Origin of the sequence: Echinicola soli, assembly GCF_006575665.1 — a bacterium.
In the GTDB taxonomy this organism is placed as follows: Bacteria; Bacteroidota; Bacteroidia; order Cytophagales; family Cyclobacteriaceae; genus Echinicola; species Echinicola soli.
The window spans coordinates 4,601,878-4,622,694 of sequence record NZ_CP041253.1 but is presented as its reverse complement, the minus strand read 5'-3'; the positions used below and the strand labels follow the sequence as shown (position 1 = coordinate 4,622,694).

General features: G+C 43.1%; 14 protein-coding genes. 7 read left to right on the top strand and 7 right to left on the bottom strand.

Translation table 11 applies throughout. The features are described from left to right. Positions 1 to 161: 161 nt before the first annotated feature. The 3 genes from argC to FKX85_RS18075 are packed head-to-tail and all read right to left on the bottom strand — an operon-like array spanning position 162 to position 3,006. Complete coding sequence (argC, locus tag FKX85_RS18085) at positions 162 to 1,130, bottom strand: N-acetyl-gamma-glutamyl-phosphate reductase (RefSeq protein WP_141616070.1); 969 nt, start codon at positions 1,128 to 1,130, stop codon at positions 162 to 164. Beyond that, entirely contained in the window at positions 1,123 to 2,322 is a 1,200-nt protein-coding gene (argG, locus tag FKX85_RS18080; protein WP_141616069.1) for an argininosuccinate synthase, read from the bottom strand. The genes argC and argG overlap by 8 nt, the downstream gene beginning before the upstream one ends. 9 nt (positions 2,323 to 2,331) lie before the next feature. Further along, entirely contained in the window at positions 2,332 to 3,006 is a 675-nt protein-coding gene (locus tag FKX85_RS18075) for a GNAT family N-acetyltransferase (protein ID WP_141616068.1), read from the bottom strand. A gap of 675 nt (positions 3,007 to 3,681) precedes the next feature. Between FKX85_RS18075 and FKX85_RS18070 the strand changes: the two genes are divergently transcribed. The 3 genes from FKX85_RS18070 to FKX85_RS18060 all read left to right on the top strand — a co-directional run bounded on the left by FKX85_RS18070 (position 3,682) and on the right by FKX85_RS18060 (position 8,195). Continuing rightward, the gene (locus FKX85_RS18070) at positions 3,682 to 4,752 is read left to right on the top strand and encodes a Fic family protein (protein ID WP_141616067.1); all 1,071 of its coding nucleotides are present in this window, start codon (positions 3,682 to 3,684) and stop codon (positions 4,750 to 4,752) included. Between the two features lie 493 nt (positions 4,753 to 5,245). Next, a complete protein-coding gene (locus FKX85_RS18065; protein ID WP_141616066.1) occupies positions 5,246 to 5,956 on the top strand; it encodes a DsbA family oxidoreductase in 711 nt (236 codons plus the stop codon). A gap of 64 nt (positions 5,957 to 6,020) precedes the next feature. Further along, the gene (locus FKX85_RS18060; protein ID WP_141616065.1) at positions 6,021 to 8,195 is read left to right on the top strand and encodes a B12-binding domain-containing radical SAM protein; all 2,175 of its coding nucleotides are present in this window, start codon (positions 6,021 to 6,023) and stop codon (positions 8,193 to 8,195) included. Between the two features lie 222 nt (positions 8,196 to 8,417). Here FKX85_RS18060 and smc read toward each other — a convergent pair whose 3' ends face one another. Continuing rightward, complete coding sequence (smc, locus tag FKX85_RS18055) at positions 8,418 to 11,972, bottom strand: chromosome segregation protein SMC (RefSeq protein WP_141616064.1); 3,555 nt, start codon at positions 11,970 to 11,972, stop codon at positions 8,418 to 8,420. A 689-nt stretch (positions 11,973 to 12,661) separates the two neighbouring features. Here smc and FKX85_RS18050 point away from each other — a divergent pair. Further along, complete coding sequence (locus FKX85_RS18050; protein WP_141616063.1) at positions 12,662 to 13,192, top strand: MscL family protein; 531 nt, start codon at positions 12,662 to 12,664, stop codon at positions 13,190 to 13,192. On the opposite strand, the gene FKX85_RS21935 is transcribed toward FKX85_RS18050, so the two are convergent. Then, a complete protein-coding gene (locus FKX85_RS21935; protein WP_394345021.1) occupies positions 13,189 to 13,380 on the bottom strand; it encodes a GIY-YIG nuclease family protein in 192 nt (63 codons plus the stop codon). The two genes, FKX85_RS18050 and FKX85_RS21935, sit on opposite strands and share 4 nt — an antisense overlap. A gap of 627 nt (positions 13,381 to 14,007) precedes the next feature. Here FKX85_RS21935 and ffh point away from each other — a divergent pair. After that, the gene (gene ffh / locus FKX85_RS18040) at positions 14,008 to 15,348 is read left to right on the top strand and encodes a signal recognition particle protein (protein WP_141616062.1); all 1,341 of its coding nucleotides are present in this window, start codon (positions 14,008 to 14,010) and stop codon (positions 15,346 to 15,348) included. 85 nt (positions 15,349 to 15,433) lie between these two features. Here the strand turns inward: ffh and FKX85_RS18035 are convergent, their stop codons facing one another. Beyond that, the gene (locus FKX85_RS18035; RefSeq protein ID WP_141616061.1) at positions 15,434 to 16,606 is read right to left on the bottom strand and encodes a 2-isopropylmalate synthase; all 1,173 of its coding nucleotides are present in this window, start codon (positions 16,604 to 16,606) and stop codon (positions 15,434 to 15,436) included. 143 nt (positions 16,607 to 16,749) lie between these two features. Here FKX85_RS18035 and FKX85_RS18030 point away from each other — a divergent pair, with 143 nt between their 5' ends. Together FKX85_RS18030 and FKX85_RS18025 are read left to right on the top strand one after the other, a co-directional pair. Then, a complete protein-coding gene (locus FKX85_RS18030) occupies positions 16,750 to 18,306 on the top strand; it encodes a hypothetical protein (protein WP_141616060.1) in 1,557 nt (518 codons plus the stop codon). A 275-nt stretch (positions 18,307 to 18,581) separates the two neighbouring features. Further along, positions 18,582 to 19,259, top strand: a complete 678-nt coding sequence (locus tag FKX85_RS18025) for a hypothetical protein (protein WP_141616059.1) — start codon at positions 18,582 to 18,584, stop codon at positions 19,257 to 19,259. Between the two features lie 121 nt (positions 19,260 to 19,380). On the opposite strand, the gene FKX85_RS18020 is transcribed toward FKX85_RS18025, so the two are convergent. Further along, entirely contained in the window at positions 19,381 to 20,793 is a 1,413-nt protein-coding gene (locus tag FKX85_RS18020) for a pyridoxal phosphate-dependent decarboxylase family protein (protein ID WP_141616058.1), read from the bottom strand. Between the last annotated feature and the right edge of the window lie 24 nt (positions 20,794 to 20,817).

Here is a 20,817-nt window from a genome sequence, read left to right as displayed (position 1 = left end):
ATAATTTTGTCAAAGAGACTGGGGCTCAACTCCGCTCGACCTGACAAACCGCGTGTCACCCTGAGCGGAGTCGGAGGGTATCTTGGGACTTCGACCTTCTTTGATGGCTACCTGAGCTGACAATCCAGAAATATAGTTAACTAAATGACTTAGGGCCTGGCTTAAAAGGCAAGGCTTTTGAGCCTGAGGCCTTCTTTTTCATCCAGCCCAAAGGCAAGATTGTAATTCTGGACGGCTTGGCCAGAAGCACCCTTCAGCAAATTGTCAATGGCCGAATATATCACTAGTTGTCCGGCCTCTTTTTTCAAGTGGACTATGCATTTATTGGTACTGACCACCTGCTTCAGGTCAATGTCCTTTTCCGAAACATGTGTAAAGGCAGCGTTAGCGTAGAAGTCAAGGTAGACCTTGTAGGCTTCATCCAGTGAACCATCAAATGGGAAATACGCCGTTATCCAAATTCCTCTGGAGAAATTGCCCCGGTAGGGGACAAACAGTAGGTTTTGGTCAAACCCTGACTGTAGTTGTCCAAAAGTTTGTTTGATTTCTTTTAAGTGTTGGTGTGTGAAGAGCTTGTACACCGATACATTTTGGTTTCGCTGACTGAAATGGGTGGTTTCGCTTAGTTTTTTTCCGGCGCCGGTGCTTCCGGTGATACCGGTAATATGGAGGTCAGCCTTAACTAGCCCTGCAGCAATGGCCGGTGCTAGGGCCAATTGGACACCAGTGGCAAAACAGCCAGGATTGGCTATCCGTTTGACTCCTTTGGTCTTCATGGCATTGATTTCCGGAAGGCCGTACAGAAAGCCATTGGACTCATCACGAAAATCCGTGCTCAGGTCGATGATAACGGTATTTTCATCAAATACATTTTCCTCCAGGAAAGTTTTGGCCTGTCCATGGGGCAAGCCCAGAAAAACGGCATCCAGCCCTTCTGTTTTTACTTCATCTGTAAAGACCAGATTGGAATCCCCGATCAGGTCAGGGTGTACTTCATCTATTTTTTTGCCCTTTTGGCTGTTGCTGTGGATGTATACTAATTCGCAATTCGGATGGTGAACCAGAATTCTCAGTAGTTCACCGCCGGTATAACCCGCCGCACCAATAATGGCAGTTTTGATTTTAGTCATTGTCTAAGGTTTGGTTCACTTTGTGGAAAATCGCAGTTTGGTTGCCCAGGATTTTGGTGAATCCTTTTACATCTTCAGCAGTATAGCCTTTGTTCATTTCTCCATAGCTACCAAATTTAGCAGACATCAAGTCGTGTGGAGAATCGATACCGATCAGCTGGAATTGGTATGGTTTCAAGGCCACTTTGACTTCGCCAGTCACGAAGTGTTGCGTGTCTTCCAAGAAGGCTTCTAGGTTTCTCATTACCGGATCCAGGTAATGTCCTTCGTGGAGGTGGTTGCCATAAAATTCGGAAAGCTGATTTTTCCAGAAGGTTTGCCATTTGGTAAGGGTGTGCTTTTCCAGTAGTTGGTGTGCTTTGATGATGATCAACGGAGCAGCTGCTTCAAAACCCACACGGCCTTTGATACCGATAATAGTGTCTCCCACGTGAATATCACGGCCAATGGCATAAGGATCTGCCAATTGCTGCACTTTTAGAATGGCATCAACTGGATTATCGAATTTTTCACCATTTACCCCTACCAGTTCTCCCGCTTCAAATTGAAGGGTGATTTTGGCAGGTTCTTCCTTTGTCAGCTGGGTAGGATAGGCTTCTTCAGGGAGCGTGTCTCCAGATGTAAGTGTTTCCTTGCCACCCACAGATGTACCCCAGATGCCTTTGTTGATGGAGTACTTTGCCTTTTCGAAATTCATTTCCACACCGTGTTTTTTCAGGTACTCGATTTCAGCTTCACGGCTGAGTTTGAGGTCACGGATAGGGGTGATAATTTCTGCTTCGGGAAGAATGGTCTGGAAGATCATGTCAAAACGGACTTGGTCATTTCCAGCTCCAGTACTTCCATGTGCTACCGACTTAGCGCCTATTTTTTTGGCATATTCGGCCAAGGCTTTTGCTTGAAGGATTCTTTCGGCACTGACCGAAAGCGGATATGTTTGGTTTTTTAGCACATTGCCAAAGATCAGGTATTTGATCACCTCATTATAGTACGTTTGGGTGACGTCCAATACTTCAAAAGAGGCAATGCCCAATTTGCCTGCCCTTTCTTCAGTGGTTTTAAGCTCTTCTTCACTGAACCCACCGGTATTGACCAATACGGCATGTACTTCGTAGCCTTTTTCTTGGGATAGATGAATGGCGCAAAAAGTGGTGTCCAAACCACCGCTGTATGCTAAAACAACTTTTTTCATGTGTGTAGTTTATATTAATTCAAAGGTCTTTATTGTCTTTTTTTTTAAACCTGTAAAGACCGCACGTTTCATACGTACCAATCGTTCGAACAGGTTGAGGTTTTTGCCAAAATCTTTTTTCATGGCCACGTCTTTTTTCTTTTGGTCCTTAGGGACGTAGAGCATGGCGGTGCAGAGGCAGTTTTGGCGGTTTTTGCTTTTTAGTATTTCATAGTTGACGCAGCTTTGGCAGCCTTTCCAGAATTCTTCGTCGTCGGTAAGATCCGAGTAGCTTACCGGTATATAGCCTAGCTCTGAATTGATCTTCATTACTGCAGCCCCTGTGGTCAGCCCAAAGATTTTGGCATTGGGAAATTTGGTACGGCTGAGTTTGAATACCGCTTTTTTGATATCCCTTGCCAAGCCTGATTTTCGGAAGTTGGGTGATACGATCAAGCCGGAGTTTGCCACGAATTTACCATGGCCCCAGGCCTCAATATAGCAGAATCCCGCCCATTCGCCTTCTTTGGAAAGGGCAATGACCGCTTTTCCTTCCATCATCTTTTGAATGATGTAATCGGGTGAGCGTTTGGCAATACCAGTACCCCTCGCTTTGGCCGAAAGAGCCATTTCATCTACGATGGTTTCAGCGTATTTACAGTGCTGCACTCCCGCAGTTTGTATGATAAATTGACTTTTTGTCATGTTTGGTATTTATCAACAGAGTCCTGATTGACACAAAATCCCCCAATCCCGATAGCTATCGGGATCGCCAATAATTGACTCCTGAATGTTCTAAGAAATAAATTTGATTATGATTTTGAAGGCTGACATCCACGTAGGACGTCAAATAATATAGTAGGGACTAGGCCCTAAAAAGATTCCTGAAGTTTTTCCTGGGCGAAAAAATAGGCATAGCAATACTGTTGATGGAAAGGATATCCAACTTGCTGTTAAAGGTTGCTATGTTAATTAAATTGCTCATTTTCTAATACGGTACAAATGTTCGAATTAAAAATTAAATATACAAAATATTTTTCGATAAATTTTATGAAATCAGACTTGTTGTTCTGGTTTGCTTTGTGGGTTTCCTGATATTGCTGAATTTCTTTTATATAAATGTATTTTTTTACCGATGATTATTTGGGTGAACAGCCTTTTTGGCCTGATTAGGGGGTGTGAACAGGGTGGGTTTTTAAATGTGTAAAATTTTATTTCATTTATTGCCAAATAGTTACGTTTATCGATTTTTTGTACCGAGAATATTAAAGATGGTGGTTTTCAATTAATAGTTGATAAAAAACTTAAGGATAGGAAGAGAAAAAAATTGTAAAATTCCAGATATTGACTTAATTTGTCAAAAATGAAATAGTCAAAAACATGAAATACCTTGCACAAATCTTACAAGAAGCCAGAGAGGAAAAAGGCTTCACCCTAAAAGATGCGGTGAAGGGTACCGGGATAGATGCAGGGCTGATCAGTAAATTTGAGCGGGGCAAAAGAATACCAGCAGCTGCCAATCTCAAGGCTTTTTCGGAGGCCTATCAGCTTTCTTTTGCAGATTTGAAGAAGCAGTGGCTGGCAGAGAAAGTCCTGGAGCTGGTTCAGTACGAAGTGAATGCGGACGAGATCCTGGCTTTGGCAGAAAGCAGGGTGGAATACCTTGCAGGAGAGAAGGCACTGGAAATGGATAAAATCCCTGCCCATGTACAGGAAAAGCTGGAGGAAATCGATCAGCTTAAAGATCAATGGCAGCAAAGACGTCCGTTGGGGGGCACTCAGCTGCAAAAGATGAAAGAATATTTTAATGTGGCCTATACTTTTGAAAGTAACCGGATAGAAGGTAATACCTTGACCCTTCAGGAAACCCATTTGGTGGTCAATGAAGGGATTACCATCGGTGGGAAGTCCATGCGGGAGCATCTGGAAGCGATCAATCATGCTGAGGCGGTGGATTATCTAGAAGATCTGATCAGTATGAAGGGTGATATCTATAATAGGACTATGCTTGAGCTGCACTATCTGGTGCTGAAAGGAATAGATAGGGAAAATGCAGGGAAATACCGTTCGGTGCCCGTGAGGATTGCCGGAAGTGAGCATGTTCCGCCTCAGCCTTATCTGGTGGATAAGATGATGGAAGATTATTTTGTCCATTACCGGGAGCAAAAGAACGTGCTGCATCCGGTAATTTTAGCCGCTGAGATGCATGAGCGGCTGGTAAGTATCCATCCTTTCGTGGATGGCAATGGCCGCACTAGCCGTTTGATCATGAATCTGGTGCTGGTAGGGAATGGATATACCATTGCTAACCTGAAAGGGGATCAGGCTTCCCGGCTAGCTTACTATAAAGCCCTGGAGGCTGTTCAGGTCAAGAATGACCCCGTGCCGTTTTATCATCTGGTGGCGGATGCGGTGAAGGATTCCCTGCAGCAGCATTTGGAGATGCTTTAGAGGGTGGTTTTAGGTAAAAGGGGGCTTTTAGGAGTCCCTTTTTTAGTGTTGTTTGAGGAATAAAAATAGCACGCAGATGACGCTGATCGATAGGATGAGTTATGATTTTTTTGCTTATTAATAAATGTGATATTACTTAGTGTCGCCCAGCTCATTACTCAAGACTATAAAACATACAATAAAACAAACAATATCGCCAACAGAATGGCCACCCATTGGATAATGGGGCTGCGTTGTGGGAATTCAAATTTGCAGATGGGGCAGACGTTGGATTTGGCATCTACTTCCATAGCGCAGGAGGGGCATTCTTTGGTTTTCATATTAGTTATTAAGTTACTTGGTGTTGGTCCCTTTAGTATTGTCAAAGGGTGATTGTTGGGTTACTAAGATATAAGTTATTGATGGCTTTTACGAATGGACGTTTCTAAAAGAAACCAACAACCGGGAACTCAAATTCCCTTCAATTGATTTAGCTATTAAAATTAAATAAAAAATGAAAATAGAGATTTGGTCGGACATCATGTGTCCGTTTTGTTATATCGGCAAGCGAAGGCTGGAATCTGCTTTGGCAGAATTTCCACACAAGGATGAGGTAGAAGTGATTTGGAAGAGTTTTTTGCTCAATCCAGATATGAAAACCGATCCTGATAAGAGCATTGCCCAATACCTGGCAGAGACCAAAGGTTGGACCGTAGAACAGGCCAGGGAGGCCGGTAACCAAGTTGCTGAAATGGCCAGGGAGGAAGGACTGGAATATGATTTTGACAAAGTGGTCGTGGCCAATGGACGAGTGGCACATCGTCTGTTACAATTTGCGAAGTCCGCAGGGAAAGGAGATGCTATGAAGGAAAGGCTTTTTAAGGCTTATTTTACCGAAGGAGCCAATACGGCTGATCCGGAAACTTTAGTGAACTTGGCTGCGGAAGTGGGGCTGGATGTGGAGAAATCAAAAGAAGCACTTGATTCCCGGGATTTGGACCTTTTGGTGACACAGGATATTTATGAATCCCATCAGCTTGGCGTAAGGGGCGTGCCCTTTTTCGTGATGAATGAGAAGTATGGGGTGTCGGGGGCACAGCCTAAGGAGACTTTTTCCCAAGCATTGGAAACCGCTTGGAAGGAATATGCGGAGAACAAACCTTCTGTCCAGGATCTCAGTGGAAATGGTGATGGAGCAGCATGTGATGTAGATGGAAATTGCTGAGTTTTCGATGATGCAATATTCCATCTATTCTTTCTAACTTTGCCCCGTATCAAACCGCTCCGTTTTGGCAACAAAAGTTTTATTTATCACTCCGCCATTTACTCAACTCAATACCCCTTATCCAGCAACCGCTTACCTTAAGGGATATCTGAATACACTAAATATTGATTCCAATCAGGCCGATTTGGGACTGGAGGTGATATTGCGATTATTTTCCAGGGAAGGGTTGTCGCAAGTATTTGATTTGGCTGAGGAGCAAGGCCTGGATTATTCAGAAAATGTACAGCGGATTATCAGGATGAAGGCAGCCTATATGCAAACCATCGATACGGTGATCGATTTTTTGCAGGATAAAAACCCTACGTTGGCTTACCATATTTCCGAAGGGAATTTCTTGCCCCAAGCGGATCGTTTTGCACAGCTGGATGATGTGGATTGGGCTTTTGGAAGTATGGGGCTAAGGGACAAAGCTCGCTATCTGTCCACTTTATATTTGGAGGATTTGGGTGACTTGGTCACAGAGGCCATTGATCCTCATTTTGGGTTTAGCCGTTATGCAGAGCAATTGGGCATGTCGGCCAGTACGTTTGATGGGATGGAAGCTGCTTTGCTAGCGCCTTTGACCTTGGTCGATTCCATACTTTTGGATGTACTGGAGGAGAAAATACAAGCGTTTCAACCCAAGTCAGTGGCTTTTTCAATTCCTTTTCCGGGGAATTTATATGGTGGCCTCAAGTGCGGACAATACCTCAAAGATCAGCATCCAAACATTAAAATATGGATGGGTGGAGGCTATCCGAATACAGAACTCAGGACGCTGAAGGATCCAAGGATATTTGATTATGTAGACTATATCACGCTGGATGATGGCGAGGCTCCTGTGCGTTTGCTGTTAGAGCACCTGGACGGTCTGCGACCAATGGAGGAGCTGAAGCGTACTTTCGTACGTTTGGACGGTGAAGTGAAGATGATGGATAATCCTTCTGTCAAGGATGTCTCACAGCGGGAAGTAGGGACGCCTGACTATGGCGACTTGCCCTTGGGGAATTATCTTTCAGTGATCGAGGTGGCCAATCCCATGCACCGTCTTTGGAGTGATGGTCGATGGAACAAACTGACGCTTGCGCATGGGTGCTACTGGGGCAAATGTACTTTCTGTGATATTTCGCTTGATTATATTGGTCGATATGAGCCAATTACCGCCTCTATGCTTTGTGATCGCATTGAAGAGATCATGTTAAAGACAGGAACCAACGGGTTTCACTTTGTGGATGAGGCGGCTCCTCCTGCCTTGATGCGGGATTTGGCGTTGGAGATTTTAAGGCGAGGATTGGTGGTGGTCTGGTGGACCAATATTCGTTTTGAAAGCAATTTCACTGCAGACCTTTGCAGGCTGCTCAGGGCTTCAGGTTGTATTGCTATTTCAGGCGGGTTGGAGGTGGCTTCTGATCGTTTGTTGGGATTGATCAAGAAGGGGGTGACAGTGGCCCAAGTAGCCCAAGTGACAAACCACCTCACCCAAGCGGGCATCATGGTGCATGCTTACCTGATGTACGGCTATCCTACGCAGACTGCCCAGGAGACAGTGGATTCTTTGGAAATGGTTCGACAGCTTTTTGAAGAGGGCGTGTTGCAGTCTGGTTTTTGGCATCGGTTTGCCATGACGGCCCATAGCCCAGTAGGACTGGATCCTGCAGCATTTGGTGTCCATCGTACGGACTTGAGTTCGGCACCATTTGCCAATAATGAGGTGGATTATGAAGATCCTCTTGGAGTGGATCATGCTGCTTTTTCGGAAGGGCTTCGCAAATCCTTGTTTAATTATATGCATGGAGTTGGCTTTGACATGCCATTGGAGCAGTGGTTTGATTTTGAAATTCCAAATACCACTATTTCCGAGAATTATATCCAGCAGCAGTTACTGGATGAGCCGCCGTTTACCTATAAGAAGCATCTGCGGATTGTTTGGATAGGAGTGCAGCCGGATATCCAGGATGGCGAAGAGGAAGGATTTATGGAATTGGTGTTTTCAGGCAAGAAAGAGGATTTTGTTATGGAATTGCCGTTGGAATTTGGGGAGTGGATAGCTGGTCTTTTGGCTAGGGTATCTTATGACCAACCACTTCATCGACTTCAGGTGATCTGGGAGGAATACGAGGCGGCAATAGGGGATTTTGAAGAATTGGTCGAGTCAGAGGTTTGGGAGATTTTAAGAGAGCAGGGATTGCTGGTTTTTTGATGATCATTGATTGATATAAGGTAGTTTTATGGATATTCTTTAGCTGGCAGAAAAGCGTATAATCATATCCGATTATCAAGGTAAACCAAATTAATGAGACTTTTCTTTAGCCTGTCCGCTGAGGTAAATCGACATGACAACTTATGGGGCAGCCTCATTTAGTTGGACGTGTTTTCGGCGAACCACAATCCTGAAATCTTGAAATTTTTCAATCCTAAAGTCTCAATCCTCAATAATATCCTCCAGTTCCCTGAGATCCACTGGGACCACCCGGGAGACACCGGCTTCGATCATGGTGATGCCATAGATGATGTCCGTGCTGGCCATGGTGCGCTTGTTGTGCGTCACGATGATGAATTGGGATTCGTGTGAGAATTTTTGGATGATCTGGTTGAATTTGTCGATATTGGCGTCATCCAGCGGGGCATCCACTTCGTCAAAAATACAGAATGGAGCGGGCTTCAGCAGGTAGATGGAAAAGAGTAGGGAAGTGGCTGTTAACGTCTTTTCACCTCCCGAAAGCTGATTGATGGTGAGTGGCCGCTTGCCTTTCGGTTTGGCCATGATCTCAATGGTGCTTTCCAGCGGGTTGTCGGGATCGGTGAGTTTCAGATCACAGTCATCTTCGGCCGTAAACAGGCTTCGGAACACTTTTATGAAATTCGTTTTGATCTGATCAAAGGCTTCCAGGAAGGTTTCTTTGGCTACGGTGTCAATTTCCTTAATGGTGTCCATCAGGGAGTTTTTGGCCTTCTCCAGATCCTCCTTTTGGCTGGTAATGAAGATATGTCGTTCTTTGATCTCATCATAGGCCTCCATGGCCATTGGATTGATAGGGCCTATTTTTTCCAGTTTTTGTTTGGTTTTACTGACCTCTTCACGGATTTGGTCTGTGGATTGGTCTTGGTATTCGGGAGCTACTTCAGGATCTTCTTCCATGAGCGAGTCAAGGTCAATCTCAAACTCCACACTCAGTCTTTCTTTCATACTCGAAAGTTTGAGTTTAACCTCATTCAGGGAGTTTTGCAGCTCCATTATGATGGTGTCGATACCTTCTTTTTGTTTGGATATGGCACGGATACCCTTTTCCATTTCATCGATATCCCCACGGGAGGCATAGTAATTTTTCTCAGCTTCGGTTACGCCTGTTTCGATAGATTCCTTTTCAGCGTACAGCTCGATCAGTTCATCATCCTTGATCTCATTATTGTCCAGCAATCCCTTGATTTCCTGGTCGATACTACTGAGTTCGCCCTGTGATTTTTCTATCCTGTCCTTACTGTTTTCGAAAGCCGTTTTCTTAAAGGAAATCTCCTGTTCCAGGCTGTTGACTTTGTTCAGGTGTTGGTGGTATTGTATATTTTCTTGGTTGTAATTGCTGGAGCGGACGGCCAGGTTTTCCTCTTCTTGGAGTAATTGATCGTTCATGACTTCCAGCTCTTCTTCCATGCCATCAAAGCCACTTTTTGCTTCGTCCAGCTGAGGCCCGATTTTATCGACCTCTGTACTGAGGCTTTCGATTTTCTCCAAGATATCTTCCCGCTTGTTGGCATTGGTCGATAGCATTTCTGCTAACTGCTCCTTTTTTGTTTTGATGGAGATGTATTGTTGGTTGACTTCGCTGATTTCACTTTGGAGGTTTTCGATATCCTTTTTGTAGGAAACCTCTTTTAGCTTCATCAGATCACTGACATTTTTATCAAGGTTTGATCTGGCAGAGCTTACTTTTTTATTGAGTTCCTTTATCTCTACTTCCAGTTTTTCGAGATTCTTGGCCCTACCGATTCGCTTGCCTTCAAAGAGTCCTACTGAACCACCCGAAATGCTGAATTTACGTCTTGTGAACTTGCCACTTTCAGTAATGAATATGGCGTCATTGTCTTGGGGAACATCGGTGATTTCTCCCCTGACGATATAGACATCATCAAGGATGTAGCTGATCAGTTTGCTGTACTTTTCATCGTATTCGATGATTTCTGTGGCAGCGATGGCATTGGGGAAAAGTTTGTTTTGGGCAGGCCTAAATCGCTCAAAGTGCTCCAAAATGAAGAAGTTGGCTTTTCCTCTGGCGGCATCACTCAGTAAGTTGACTGCGGAAATGGCCTGGGATTCTGTTTCCACCACATAATAGTTCATGTAGCTTTCAAGGTAGTTCTCGATCGCAACACGGTAGTTTTCGCTAGTGGTGAGAATGTCCGAAAGCAGCGGGGTATCTTTTCCCCAACTGGACTTTTTCTTCAGGAATTTTATGGCCTCCGGAAAACCCTCCAGATTCTCCACCAATGATTTGGTCAGGTTAAACTCATTCTGCTTAGCGTCCAGTTTTCGGCCCAGTTGGGTAACCTCTTCGCGGATCAGCTCAATGGTACGATTGGAGTCTTCGATCTTTTGGTTTTGATCTTCTTCTTGGGCTTTTAGCTTTTGGAGCTGTTCTGTTTTTGTGTCCAGCTCGTCTTTGAGTACCACCATCTTTTCCTCAAAGTCCGCCAGGTTGGCTTCTTGACTATCATCGTCAGAAGCGGTTTTTTCCAGCTCCTGTTTAAGTGATGATAGTTGGATCTGTTTGATCTCCAGTTCTTTACTGAGTTGGTAGATGGTTTCTTTTCGGGATGTGTAGTCTTTGCCGAGTACTTTCTGGCGTTCTTGCTGAATGGCATGGGCAGACTTTTGCTCTTCGTATTCTTCCTTGAGTCCCTGTACGGTGTGTTCCTTCTCGGCAAGTAGCTTTTCGGCGACTTCTTTTTCCTGTTCCAGGGATCGGATGCTGAATCCTGCTCGGTCGTTGGACTTACGGTCTTGGTCGATTTGGTCGCGAAGCTTCAGGGCCCGATCTTCCAGAAAGCGGAGTCGTTCATTCTTGATTTTCTTCTCACTCTCAAATTGCCGGATTTTGTTAACATGCTCATTAAGGCTTTTTTGGCGGGAAGAAAGGAGTTTTTCTTTATGAATGAGGTCTGATTTGAATTTTTCTAGTGCTGCCTCCTTGGTAGTGATTTCGTTGTTTATCTGAAGTTTTCGGTCGTTTTCGGCCGTTATTTTTTCATTGGTACTGATCAGGTTGTCAGTATGAGTCTTTACACTCTTTTTGGCGAGTGCTATGCTGGAAGCTTTGTAGGACTTTTTGATGTCAAAATACTTGGAAGCTTGCTTGGCCTGCTTTTCCAGGGACTTCAGGTTTTTTTCAATCTCATAAAGTAAATCTTCCACCCGGTCCAGATCAGCATCCGTGTCATCAAGCTTTCTGAGTGTTTCTTTTTTACGGGTTTTGAATTTGGAGATTCCAGCAGCTTCCTCAAATAGGTCACGACGGGAATTGTTTTTGTCATTGAGCAGCTCGTCGATCATTTTTAGTTCGATGATCGCGTAGCTATTGGACTGGATTCCCGTGTCCATGAAGAGGTTGTTGATGTCTTTGAGACGGCAAGCGATGCCATTGAGCAGGTATTCGCTGTCTCCTGAGCGATAATACCTTCTGGTGATGGTCACATGGGTATACTCGGTGGGGAGGAGGTTCTTAGTATTTTCAAAAGTGAGGGAAACCTCCGCCATATTGGTAGGCTTCCGGTTTTTGGTGCCGTTGAAGATCACGTTCTCCATTTTATCGGAGCGCAGCATTCTGGTCTTCTGCTCGCCCAGCACCCAGCGAATGGCATCCACCACATTGGACTTGCCACAGCCATTAGGCCCTACGATACCGGTAATGCCTTTGTCAAAATGAATGGTGACCTTGTCCCCAAAACTCTTAAAACCTTTGATCTCAAGCTTGGTCAGCTGCATGTACGCTCAATTAAAATAGAATATGACAAACAAAATTAATCAGTTCAGGGCAATAAGCAAATGGGAGGACGTGTAAGTAGATGATATGATTTCCCTTGGGAGTAATGCCAGGACTTGTGACTTGCAAAAAAATTACTGGTGTCCGACTAAATTTCAAATATGATCAAAAACTGTCTTTAAATAGAAATCTGAGGGTTTTTATTCCAATCCCTAAATCCCCTAAAGGGGAGCTTTAGAAAGTCCCCTTTAGGGGATTTAGGAAGAAAACAGTTGATTTTTTCAATTTGACGATTGTTTTCTCGGACGCCAGTAAAAAAAATGAGATTATTCTTTAAAATCATGGATGAAAAACATCCTGTTTTTTTGAGTTTTGACTAAATATTTCTTTAGCTTTTTCATGGGATTGCTCGAAATCTTCCAGCTTTGTTCCTTTACAATCCCTATTAGCCCAATGCGTTTCATTGGGCTGGATTAAGCACCCCTTTCCTTTAGATTTAAAAACAATTTCGCTGATCCTTTTCGGTAAGTTGGTATGTTCCTATAACCGCAGAATAATAGCACAGGATATCTATAGCATGATACTAAATAATTGACTTTGTCAATTAAAGACTTTTGCTGGATGGTGATTAAAACGAAGCAATGGTTTTGTTTTTTTTTCTTACCTTGCATTGGATCAAACAACAATTAAAGTGGACAACGGAACGCTGATATATATCATTCTGACGATCGTGTTTTTTGTGATTCAGGCTTTGACCAAGAAGAAAAAGGATAAGGGGCAGGAAGATTTTGACTTGCCTGAGGGAGAAGAGGCGCCACGAAAACAGGTTTCTTTTGATGAATTGCTAAAAGAGATCCGTCAAAATCAGCATGAACGTCAGGCCGATCTGGAGAAATCCGGACAAAAGCAGTTTGAGAAAGTTCCTGAACCACCCAAAACTACCAATGAAGTATTAGAGGAAATCCCTGATAAAGAGCGGCCTAAACCGGAGACACAGTATTATGAAGGGACTTATCAGGCAGATCATACTACTTATGGAGAAAAACTGGTAAAACTAGATGATCAGGTGGATCTGGAAGCCAATGAAAAACTGCTGAAGGAAGTAGAAGATGTGGCAGAAGAAAATGCCGGCACCAACCGATATAGAAGAATACTCAAGGATCCGCAGACACTGAAGGACGCAGTAGTGGTTTCTGAAATCCTAAACCGTAAATATTTTTAATGGTGTGTACAGCGCACAAGGTGAAAGCTATAGTATACAGATTTCTTTAATCGGTTACCACTCTTGATTTGTTTTTCTCGAATAATGGCCTCTTCAATGGAATGAAAAGCCTCATAGTAAACCAGTTTGTTTAAATTGTACCTTTTAGTAAAGGAATTAGTGTTTTCAGCTAATTTGTGTTCGTATATTCTTTTACGTCATACGCGAGGAGCTTGTGACGTGGCAATCCCGTATTAAGAAAACGAGATTGCTTCATTCCATTCGCTATGACGTTTAGCTAGCCGGGATTGCTTCACTCCGCTACTGCTAGGTTCGCATTGACGGATAAATTGAACGAATCAACCTTCTAATTTTTCCCCATTCCAACCTTTTAATGATGAAAAAAAACCGCCGATTCAATCGGCGGTTTTTTCCTTTTTAAGGATTAAAAATTAAAAGTATTTAATATTACTTCTAGATTTAAAAAAGTGAAACAGTACTTCTAAGGTACAAGATAATTTGATAAAACAAAATACCGTAATTACGGTATTTTTTGATTTTTTATTGTAGATGGGTGGTTGATGTCCAATTTTTCACTTTTGATATGGGGATAATACTGATGTTTGTGTTGAAATTATAAGTGGCTTTATTTTGGTTAGATTGCTTTTAAGCCGAATGCTAATTTAAAAGCAAATGGGGATCGCTTCCGATAAAAATTTTCCTAGTGAAATAGAAATTAGGTTTGGAAACCAAAAGAATTGGACGAATAAATACCCTAGGCCTTCGATAGAAATTAATTTATTGTATTTTTGCAGTAAAATAGAAGGAAAGAAGACATGTTTGATAATCTTAGTTATAAACTAGATAGAGCATTTAAGACCCTTAAGGGTACGGGTAAGATTACCGAAATCAACGTAGCCACGACAGTAAAGGAAATTCGTAGGGCGTTGATCGATGCTGACGTAAACTATAAAGTAGCCAAGGAAGTCACTGATACGATTAAGAGTGAGGCGCTAGGAAGAGATGTGTTGATCTCTGTTTCTCCTGGGCAGTTGCTTGTGAAAATCACACAGGAAGAACTGACCAAATTAATGGGAGGAACCAAAGAGGACATCAGTCTCAAGGGGGATCCCAATGTGATTTTGATTTCAGGGCTTCAAGGATCCGGTAAAACCACTTTTTCCGGTAAGTTGGCAACGCATTTGAAGAAGCAAGGTCGCCAAGTGCTATTAGTGGCCTGTGATATTTACCGTCCGGCGGCTATCGAGCAGTTGAAGACGCTGGGTGAGCAGATAGGTGTAGAAGTTTACGCTGAGCCTGAAAATAAAAATGCCTTGGATATTGCCAATAGGGCAATCGAATATGCCAAGAAAAATGGAAAGAAGAATGTCATCGTCGATACAGCGGGCCGTCTGGCTGTTGATGAACAGATGATGAATGAGATTTCCGATTTGAAGAAGCATCTTGATCCAGCGGAAACCTTGTTTGTGGTGGATTCCATGACAGGTCAGGACGCGGTGAATACGGCCAAGACCTTTGATGAGCGCTTGGACTTTGACGGGGTGGTGCTTACCAAGTTGGATGGCGATACCCGTGGTGGTGCGGCCATTTCCATTCGTCACGTAGTGGATAAACCGATCAAGTTTATCTCTACTGGTGAGAAAATGGAAAACTTGGACATCTTCTATCCAGACAGGATGGCTCAGCGGATCCTTGGTATGGGGGATGTGGTTTCCCTGGTGGAGCGTGCCCAAGAGTCTTTTGACGAAGATGAAGCCAAGCGTATCAATGCAAAGATCCGTAAAAATCAGTTTAACTTCGATGATTTCCTTTCACAGATCGAGCAGATCAAAAAGATGGGGAACCTAAAAGACCTGATGGGGATGATTCCCGGTATGGGAAAAATGATCAAAGGACTGGATATCGATGATGATTCCTTTAAGCCGATAGAAGCGATTATAAGAAGTATGACGCCTTTGGAAAGAGATAATCCAGATGTAATCGATGGAAGTAGGAGGAAGCGAATCGCGGATGGCAGTGGTAGATCTATCCAGGAGGTAAATAACCTGATGAAGCAGTTTAGGGACATGAGAAAGATGATGAAACAGATGAATAAAATGGGGGGAGCTCAACGGGCCTTGGGTAATTTGATGCCTAACAATATGGGAGGAAAATAAAACCTCCTCTTTCGTTCAAACCATAAAAAAATCCAGTAAGTTATCACCTACTGGATTTTTTTTGGATAATTGATCTTCAGCATTTTTAGGCTTCTACACTTCCGGGGACGCTGGAAATTTTCATGATTTCATGAAGATCATCATCAGTAATTTCTTTCTTCAAATCGGCATGCTCAAGGAAAAGTTGGTAGATTTCGTCCAGCTGGAGCTTGGTAACAGTATAGCCAATCTTATGGAGCCTGAAGGCCAATGCTGCTCGACCACTTCTTGCGGTCAAAACGATCATGGATTCGTGAACACCAACTTCCTCAGGGTCTATGATTTCGTATGTTTCACGGTTTTTGATGACACCGTCTTGGTGGATACCGGAGGAGTGAGCAAAGGCATTCGAACCAACGATGGCCTTGTTTGGTTGGACATGCATGCCCATGCGCTCAGAAACCAGTCTTGAAATTGGATTTAGCAGTTTGGAGTTGATATTGTTATAGACATCGAGTCTTGGGTGCTGCTTCATGATCATGGCGACTTCTTCCAGAGAAGTGTTGCCGGCCCTTTCGCCTATGCCATTGATGGTGCATTCGATTTGCCGCGCACCGTTCATGACAGCAGATATGGAATTGGCTGTGGCCAGTCCTAGATCGTTATGACAATGGGCAGAAATGATGACATTTTCAATGCCTCTCACATTGTCCATGAGGTATTTTATTTTTGCGCCATATTCATCAGGAAGGCAGTAGCCTGTAGTGTCAGGAATATTAAGGACTGTTGCGCCGGCTTTGATTACTGATTCACATATGCGGGCAAGATATTCATTGTCTGTCCTTCCGGCGTCTTCCGCATAAAACTCTACGTCTTCAACAAAAGATTTAGCGTGTTTTACAGCAGCAACGGCCCGTTCAAGGATTTGGTCGGGCGTGCTCTTGAATTTGTATTTGATATGGGAAGGGGATGTGCCGATTCCCGTATGGATACGCGGTCGTTTGGCGTATTTTAGGGCTTCAGCAGCTACTTCTATATCTTTAGCCACACCACGGGAAAGGCCACAGATAATAGGTTCGGAAACGCTTTTAGAAATTTCTACGACTGATTTGAAATCGCCTGGACTGGAAACCGGAAATCCCGCCTCGATAACATCCACACCCAGACTTTCCAGCTGTCGTGCAATTTCGATTTTCTGTGGGGTGTTCAATTTACAGCCAGGGACCTGTTCTCCGTCCCTCAACGTGGTGTCAAAGATCAATACTTGTCGTTTATCCATAATCTGTGTTTTTATTCTAAAATCTAAAGTAAAATCTTATGGATTGATTGTAAATTGGTTTAACTTTAATTGTCCAATGTCTAATGAATGATTTGTTTTTTTAAGTTATTGATAATCAAATAATTGAATCTATTTATTTACCGATGTCTGACAAAGAAAAAGATAGTGTATTTATTTTGATCAAGTCCCTGAGCGCTTCTGATAAGCGTGGGTTTAAGCTTTATGTAAGACGCTTTGGTGCCAATGAAAATGCCAAGTTCGTAAAGCTATTCGATGTCATGGACAAGATGCAGGTATATGATGAAAAGTGGCTGATAGAAAAAACTCCGGTGACCAAGAAGCAATTGGCCAATATGAAATCCCATTTGTATAAGCAGATTTTGGTCAGTCTACGTTTGATCTATACGGATCACAATGTAGAATTGCAGCTGAATGAGCAGATTGATTTTGCGAGGATTTTATATAACAAGGGGCTGTATAAGCAGAGTTTAAAGCTGCTGGACAAGGCCAAGCAAACAGCTAAAAAGTATTTTTTGGATACGATCATGCTGCGGATTGTGGAGTTGGAGAAGGTGATAGAGTCGCAGCATATCACGCGTAGTATGCGCGACCGGGCAGAGATACTGGCCAATGAAGCAAACGGTCTTGTCAGCAGTGCCTCACTGAAGAACACACTGAGTAATCTTTCCTTGCAGCTTTATGGCCTGTACCTCAAAATGGGCCACGTCAAGGATGAGTATGACAGGAGATTGGTAGAGGCATATTATCTAAAAAATATGCCAGAATACGAGCTGGAGGAACTGAATTTTTATGAAAAACTGTACCTTTTCCAGTCTCAGGTTTGGTTCTATCATATTCTACAGGATTTCCCCCTTTGCTATCGTGCTGCGCAGCGGTGGGTGGGACTGTACCAAAACCATTCCCAAATGAAAATGGTCGCCACTGGCAATTACCTGAAAGCCTACCATTACTTATTGGATACGCTGTTTTATTTGCAACAGTATGAGCGGTTTATTGTCGTCTTTGAACAGTTTAAGGACAGTTTGGAAAATGATGATTTTAGAATGGACGATAACTGCCGTATCTTGGCATTTCTCTATTATTATTCGAATAGCATCAATTATTATTTTTTAATTGGTGACTTTAGTTTGGGGGTGGAAAAAGTCATTCCTCCTTTGCTGGCCGAAATGCGCGACCTTCGGTCAAAATTGGATGTGCACCATGTGGTCGTTCTCCACTATAAGATTGCTTGTTTGTATTTTGGAAGTGGGGATAATATGGGAGCCATCAGGCATTTGGATGAAGTGATTAGCCACACTGGTGATGGGCTGAGAGAGGATTTGCAGTGCTTTGCGCATATCCTGAAGTTGATTGCCAGCTATGAGGAGGGACTGGATGATAACCTGGAGCAGCAGATCAGGAATGTCTATAAGTTTTTGATCAAAATGCAGGATTTGCATTTGGTACAGCAGGAGATGATGCATTTCGTCAGGAACCTCAACAGAATTTATGAATATGAACTAAAATCCGCTTTTAAGGAATTAAGGGACAAGCTGGTGCAATACGAAAACCACCCCTATGAAAAACGTGCTTTTCTGTACTTGGACATCATTTCCTGGCTGGACAGTAAAATCCAGAACCGCCCTGTTCAAGAGGTGATCAGGGAAAAGTTTCAGAAGAAGATGGTGAGGGAAAAGTAAATTTGAAATCATCAAGATTAGAGTAAAGATCAAAGACAAAGTGATGCAAGTATCAAGATACTACGAGGGGTTTTCTTATCTGCAAACAGGGCTTTATCCGGGCTAGGTCTTCCCCTTATAGTGGAACCGTGGGTGAAAGGCTAGCATTGGTATCGATAGCCAAGGATAAAGAATACGAGACAGTACTAAAAGACATTTAGTCTCCGGTTGAATAAAATGACAATTATTGACCGTTGGTGGCAAGTGTAACGGACGTCAGAAACAAACGAAAATAAATGGAAAAATACGAACTTGAAAAGAAAATATGGACAGAAGCCGACTTTAAAAATATGGGTTGGCACGACTGCCGAATATATAAAATTAGGTTGACAGACGATTTAGAATTAGACATTGACTATATTTTAAATTGGAATAAGCCAGACATTGAAGGTTTGCCATTTACTTTTTGGGTTGCACCTGCGACTTTGATTTTTAAGAAAATTAGTAACATTCAATTTGAAATTGATACTGCTTTTGACGAAGCCATTGATATTGAAGATATTGAATTGAATAAGTCAGACAACAAATTTCAATGGACAATTATTACTAAACAAGGCGACATTGAATTAGAAGCAGAAGAATTTGCACAATGGATTAGGCAAGAACCATTTTTTCAATTCGGACAGACAATTTCATTTATTGAGAGATGTGGATTTTCACTAGAACAAACGATTGATCAAGCCAACCCTAATAGATTTAGACTAGATATTGTTGAACAACAAAAAAAGGATTTTGAGCATTACGAAAACGTAAAAAAAAGACAGTTCAAAAGAAAAGAAAAAGCAGACCTTGAAGAGCAAAGAGAAAACGGGACAATTGACTTAAAAGACTATTTAACCAAGAAAAAGGAAATTAAGGAAATGCTTGACTATTATGACTATTGGTTAAAAAATACACGATTTGAAAATTGGTAACGAAATGGTACAGACAAGAACACAAGCCACCAACAGCACCTACACGCAAAAAGGGGGGGGCAATGCTTCTATGAAAGTGAAGTGCTAAATCCAGGTTCTGTTATTCTAATGAAGTTCGGTGCTAAAATTCCCCACCAGCGTGTAGCTGAAAACCGATTTCTTCCATAAGTTTTAAGACAGACACTATATCATTTTTTGTTGTTCTGTAGTTGACAAATGCTGCTCGGATGGCCTCCTTCCCCTGATAGACAGTAGGGGTCATAAAAACGTTACCCGTTGCATTCAGGGAAGATAAGAATGAAGCCGTATGGGCTTGGTCTTTTAAGGAAAAACAGACGGTATTCAGTCTAATGGGAGCCAAGAGCTCGAATCGTTTGCTTTCCTGAATTGCCTGACCAAATTCTTTTGCCAGTGCGATGCAATTTTCAACAATGGCCTGATATCCTTCTCGTCCATAAGAGATGAGACTAAACCAGACAGGAAGGGCTTTGAGGCGCCTCGAATTTTCTGGAAGTAAATTGAGATAATTAAAATTCTCCATGGGATCTCCCAGGTAGGGCGCATTGGAGTTTTGGAATGAGGCTACTTGGAGATAATGATGCTCTTCCTTTACCAGAAAGATACCGCTTTCATAGGGGACATTAAGCCATTTATGGCCATCTAATGTGATACTATCCGCTACTTCCCAGCCTGTCAATAGCTGCTTATACGATGGTGAGCATGCAGCAAAGCCACCGAAGGCTGCGTCGATGTGCCACCAAAAACAGTACTTTTCCTTGATTTTGGCAATGGCCAAAAAATCATCAAAATCCACTGTATTTACTGTTCCAGCGCTTGAGATGAGTATAAAGGGTTTGCCATCAAGGTTTGCAATGGTACTTTCAAGGTGCGCTATATCCATGGCCTCCCTATTGCCACTTTTGGTCTTAATCTTTATGATGTTTTTGCTGCCAATACCGAGCATCGCCAGGCATTTGATGGATGAGGAGTGTGGCGTGGCTGATAGGACAGGGATGGCCTCCGAAATGCCGTCCCTGGCGAAATCCTTTCCTAGCTGATGACCGGCCCACTGCCGTGCCACGGCCAGACAGGTAAAGTTTGACATCGTCGCTCCAGAAACAAATCCTCCCAAGTAATCATTGGGCAACTGTAGAAGCTCAAGGAGTAGCTGGATGGTTTCCCTTTCGATGGTGGCAGATACATCGCCATGGCCTTTTGTGGTTTGAGTGTTTTGATCGTATATGGAGGTAAGCCAGTCTCCGACAATAGCAGCTGGTGTGGTGCCTCCTGTGACGAAACCCCAAAAGCGTGGCCCAGAGGAAGCAACCATAAGTGGTTCATAGCGTAGACTGAACTGATCTAGCGCTTTAAGGGTGCCTGGTCCTTTTTCCGGTAAACTTATGCTGCCGGTAACTTGATGAGTCGAGGAATTAGGCCTTTCCGAAAGGGAGTTAAGGTAGGCCATCCCTTTTTCTTTTGCTGTGGTAAGTAGCTCATCAAGCTGATTGAGCTCAGTTTTTAAAATTTTGTGCATTGGTAGTTCTTTTAGCCAGTGGGC

What these genes read in the sequence shown, in the direction of transcription:
- argC (WP_141616070.1), bottom strand. Translation starts at nt 1,130, where the DNA reads ATGACTAAAATCAAAACTGCCATTATTGGTGCGGCGGGTTATACCGGC.
- argG (WP_141616069.1), bottom strand. Translation starts at nt 2,322, where the DNA reads ATGAAAAAAGTTGTTTTAGCATACAGCGGTGGTTTGGACACCACTTTT.
- FKX85_RS18075 (WP_141616068.1), bottom strand. Translation starts at nt 3,006, where the DNA reads ATGACAAAAAGTCAATTTATCATACAAACTGCGGGAGTGCAGCACTGT.
- FKX85_RS18070 (WP_141616067.1), top strand. Translation starts at nt 3,682, where the DNA reads ATGAAATACCTTGCACAAATCTTACAAGAAGCCAGAGAGGAAAAAGGC.
- FKX85_RS18065 (WP_141616066.1), top strand. Translation starts at nt 5,246, where the DNA reads ATGAAAATAGAGATTTGGTCGGACATCATGTGTCCGTTTTGTTATATC.
- smc (WP_141616064.1), bottom strand. Translation starts at nt 11,972, where the DNA reads ATGCAGCTGACCAAGCTTGAGATCAAAGGTTTTAAGAGTTTTGGGGAC.
- ffh (WP_141616062.1), top strand. Translation starts at nt 14,008, where the DNA reads ATGTTTGATAATCTTAGTTATAAACTAGATAGAGCATTTAAGACCCTT.
- FKX85_RS18035 (WP_141616061.1), bottom strand. Translation starts at nt 16,606, where the DNA reads ATGGATAAACGACAAGTATTGATCTTTGACACCACGTTGAGGGACGGA.
- FKX85_RS18030 (WP_141616060.1), top strand. Translation starts at nt 16,750, where the DNA reads ATGTCTGACAAAGAAAAAGATAGTGTATTTATTTTGATCAAGTCCCTG.
- FKX85_RS18025 (WP_141616059.1), top strand. Translation starts at nt 18,582, where the DNA reads ATGGAAAAATACGAACTTGAAAAGAAAATATGGACAGAAGCCGACTTT.
- FKX85_RS18020 (WP_141616058.1), bottom strand. Translation starts at nt 20,793, where the DNA reads ATGCACAAAATTTTAAAAACTGAGCTCAATCAGCTTGATGAGCTACTT.